Origin of the sequence: Streptomyces graminilatus, from assembly GCF_001418565.1 — a bacterium.
Classification (GTDB): Bacteria; Actinomycetota; Actinomycetes; order Streptomycetales; family Streptomycetaceae; genus Streptomyces; species Streptomyces graminilatus.
This window is the reverse complement of sequence record NZ_LIQQ01000505.1, coordinates 1-3291: the sequence shown is the minus strand read 5'-3', so window position 1 is coordinate 3291 and position 3291 is coordinate 1. Positions and strand designations below refer to the sequence as shown.

Genomic DNA, 3291 nt, shown 5'->3' with positions numbered 1-3291 from the left:
GAGGGGAACCGGCCTGTGGGGCGGGTGATCAGGCGGTTCGGCGCACGAGTACCCGGTCCACGAACGAGGTCAGCTCGGCGAAGGCAGCCGCCCTGTCCGTCTCCAGGAAGACGTCGTGACGGGCGCCGGGGAAGATCCGCTCGGTCCAGTCGGTGCCGCGCAGCTCCTCGACACCGTCGCGGCTGCCGGCGAGCGGGACGAGCCGGTCGTCGTCGCCGTGGAGCCACAGCAGCGGCAGCGATCCGACGTCACCGCTCTTCGTCACGGCCTCCATCGTCCGTACGAACGCCTCCAGCGTCGGCCGTTTCATCGGGCCGTGCCAGACCAGCGGGTCCGCCGCGTACGCCGCCCCGACCGCGGGATCGCGGGACAGCGCCGCCGGGTTGATGGGCTGGTCGGGGATCTCGTCGAGTTCGAGCAGCCGCCTCGGGAGACCCCAGCTGCCGAGCACGGGCGCGGACAGGACCAGCGCGGCGAGTTCGGAGCCGTACCGCTGGGCGAAGCGGGCCGCGATCAGACCGCCGGTGGAGTGGCCGACCAGGACGACCGGCACGTCCGGGTGGGCGGCCCGGGCTTGGGCGGCGACGGTGTGCAGGTCGGTGACGACGTCCTCGAAGTCCACGATCAGCGCCCGTTCGCCCGCCGACCGGCCGTGTCCCTGGTGGTCGGGGCCGAGGACGGTCGCGCCGTGGGTCACGAGGACGTCGGCGAGCTCCTCGTAGCGGCCGGTGTGTTCTCCGTACCCGTGCGAGAGAAGGGCGAGATAGCGGGGCTGATCGACCGGGCGTTCGGTGTCGCCACGGGCGGGGCGGGGCCACTCGCGGACGGCGATCGCGCCCCTGGTGCCGGTGAGGACGTACTCGCGGGACTCGGCCATGGCTTCTCCGGGTGCGTCGTTGAACGTGTGGGTGGTGTGCGTGGATCTTCCCAGGGACAGGGCGGCCGGTCCACGGTGACGCGTACGAGTGGGGCAGGGTCAACTGGCGAGACGGTCCTTATCGCGCCAGTTGGGTGGGCATAGCATCGGTCTCCGCATGAACACCATGATCAGCTTGAACACCATGAACACGATGACGCTCTGGCACATATCCCACTGGGAGTTCGCCGTGCTCGCCGCCGCCGCGGTGCTCGTCGGCTTCTCCAAGACGGCCGTCAGCGGGGCGAACACGGTCAGTCTGGCGATCTTCGCGGCCGTCCTGCCCGCCCGCGAATCCACCGGTGTGCTGCTGCCGATCCTGATCGCGGGGGACGTGCTCGCCGTCCTGACCTACCGCAGACACGCCCACTGGCCGACCCTGTGGCGGCTGTTCCCGGCGGTCGCGGTGGGTGTGGTCGTCGGCACGGTCTTCCTGGTGTGGGCGGACGACGAGGTCGTACGGACCTCGATCGGGGCGATCCTGCTGTTCATGGCCGGGGTGACGGTGTGGCGCCGACGACAGGCGGAGGCGGAGCCGGAGTCCGACGAGCCGGACGCGGTGAGTACACCCGCCGGCCGGCTCAAGGCCCGCTCGTACGGTGTCCTGGGCGGCTTCACGACGATGGTCGCCAACGCGGGCGGCCCGGTCATGTCGATGTATCTCCTGTCGGCCGGTTTCCGGAAGCTCGGCTTTCTGGGCACGTCGGCGTTCTTCTTCCTGATCGTCAACGTCTCGAAGCTCCCCTTCAGCGCCGGCCTCGGCCTGATCGACGGCCACTCGCTCCTGCTGGACGCGGCGCTCGCGGTGTTCGTCGTCCCCGGCGCGTTTCTCGGCACCTGGGCCGTGAACCGGATCAACCAGCGACTGTTCGAGCAGTTGGTGATCGCGGCCACCGTGGTGGGCGGGGCGCAGTTGCTGTTGCGCTGATCAGCGGCCGTGCGGACGGCACCTGGCACACCTGGCAGCGCCTACGGCCGCCCGGGTCCGTCGCCCCCGGGGTGCCGTCGCAGCAGATACGTGTCCATGATCCAGCCCTTGCGCTCACGTGCCTCGGCCCGCAGCCGCTCGATACGGGGTGCGGCCTCGGCGATAGGCCCGGAGACGAGGATCTCGTCCGGGGTGCCTATGTAGGCGCCCCAGTAGATGTCGATGTCGTCGTCCGCGTACTCCCGGAAGGCCTGATGGGCGTCCAGCATCACCACCACGTCGTCGACCCCCGCCGGAAATCCCTCGGCGAGCCGCCGCCCGGTGGTGATCTGGACGGGACTCGCGACCCGGTTCAGCCCCGTGCGGTGCCGGGCGACGAGCGCGGAGACACTGCTGATGCCGGGCACCACGTCGTACTCGAACTCCACCGCGCCCCGCCCGAGGATCTCCTCCAGGATCCCCAGCGTGCTGTCGTACAACGACGGGTCGCCCCACACCAGGAACGCCCCGCGCTCGTCCGCGCCGAGCTCGTCGGCGATCAGCCGTTCGTAGATCCCGGCCCGGGCCCGGCGCCAGTCCCCGACGGCGGGGGAGTACGCGGCGCCCCCGGCCGTCCGGTCCCGGTCCGGATCGCGTGCCTCGACCACGCGGTACGTCCCTTCCGGCACATGCGTGTCCAGCAGGTGCCGGCGCAGCCCCACGAGGTCGGACTTGGCCTCGCCCTTGTCGAGGACGAAGAACACGTCGGTGTCCCGCAGCGCCCTGACCGCTTGCAGGGTGAGCTGGTCGGGGTCGCCCGCGCCGATACCGATGACATGAATCTTTCGCACGCCCCGAGTCTGCCCCACACCACTGACAACGCCACCGTCGGGCCGGTCAGCCGCCGCCGGTACGGCCCGACAACCGTGGCGCCCGAGCCTTCGCGTCGACGGCCGAGGCGTCCCGCTCCACCTCCGCCGCCAGCTCCCGCGCCCAGGCGACGACCCCGGCGAGGTCCATCCCGTACGGCCGTGGCCGCGCACCCGAGGAGGCCCACTCCTCGACCGCGCCGGCCCCGCGCCGCAGCAGCCGCACGCCGCCGGTGACGTTGCCGCGCGCGGAGTGCGTGAGCCCCACGGCGAGCTGGGCGAGCCCGCGCCACAGGCCGCGCTCCGCCTCAGGCCCCGACTTCCAGGCGTCCTCGAAGACCTCGTGCGCGTGGAACGGCTTCCCCGCGTCCAGCAACTCCTGCGCCTCGGCGACACTCTCCTCGGGACGGCGTACGACCCCTTCGGGCTGCCGCTCCACCCCGTGTTCGCCGTACGGCAGCGGGCGTCCGAGACCGTCCCGCGGCCGCGCGTTGCGCGCCCTCCCCTCCTCGTCCCGGTCCCGCCCGCCCACGTCTGCCCGACCCGCCGACGCACCGCTCATGCACCGATGGTGGCGCGCCCGGCGGGCGCCTTCGGAG

At 72.0% G+C, this 3291-nt stretch carries 4 protein-coding genes; 1 reads left to right on the top strand and 3 read right to left on the bottom strand.

The genetic code is table 11. From position 1 onward, the window contains the following. Positions 1–28: 28 nt before the first annotated feature. Positions 29–877 carry an alpha/beta hydrolase gene (locus AOK08_RS34340; RefSeq protein WP_055533297.1) on the bottom strand — a complete coding sequence of 283 codons (849 nt, stop codon included), beginning with the start codon at positions 875–877 and terminating at the stop codon, positions 29–31. 184 nt (positions 878–1061) lie between these two features. Here AOK08_RS34340 and AOK08_RS34335 point away from each other — a divergent pair, with 184 nt between their 5' ends. Beyond that, positions 1062–1844, top strand: coding sequence for a sulfite exporter TauE/SafE family protein (locus AOK08_RS34335; RefSeq protein ID WP_055533299.1), 783 nt, complete (start codon positions 1062–1064; stop codon positions 1842–1844). Between the two features lie 41 nt (positions 1845–1885). On the opposite strand, the gene cobF is transcribed toward AOK08_RS34335, so the two are convergent. Continuing rightward, the gene (cobF, locus tag AOK08_RS34330) at positions 1886–2674 is read right to left on the bottom strand and encodes a precorrin-6A synthase (deacetylating) (RefSeq protein WP_055533295.1); all 789 of its coding nucleotides are present in this window, start codon (positions 2672–2674) and stop codon (positions 1886–1888) included. 46 nt (positions 2675–2720) lie between these two features. Beyond that, on the bottom strand, positions 2721–3254 hold the full coding sequence (locus AOK08_RS34325; RefSeq protein WP_055533293.1) for a DUF309 domain-containing protein: 534 nt from the start codon (positions 3252–3254) through the stop codon (positions 2721–2723). Positions 3255–3291: the final 37 nt, after the last annotated feature.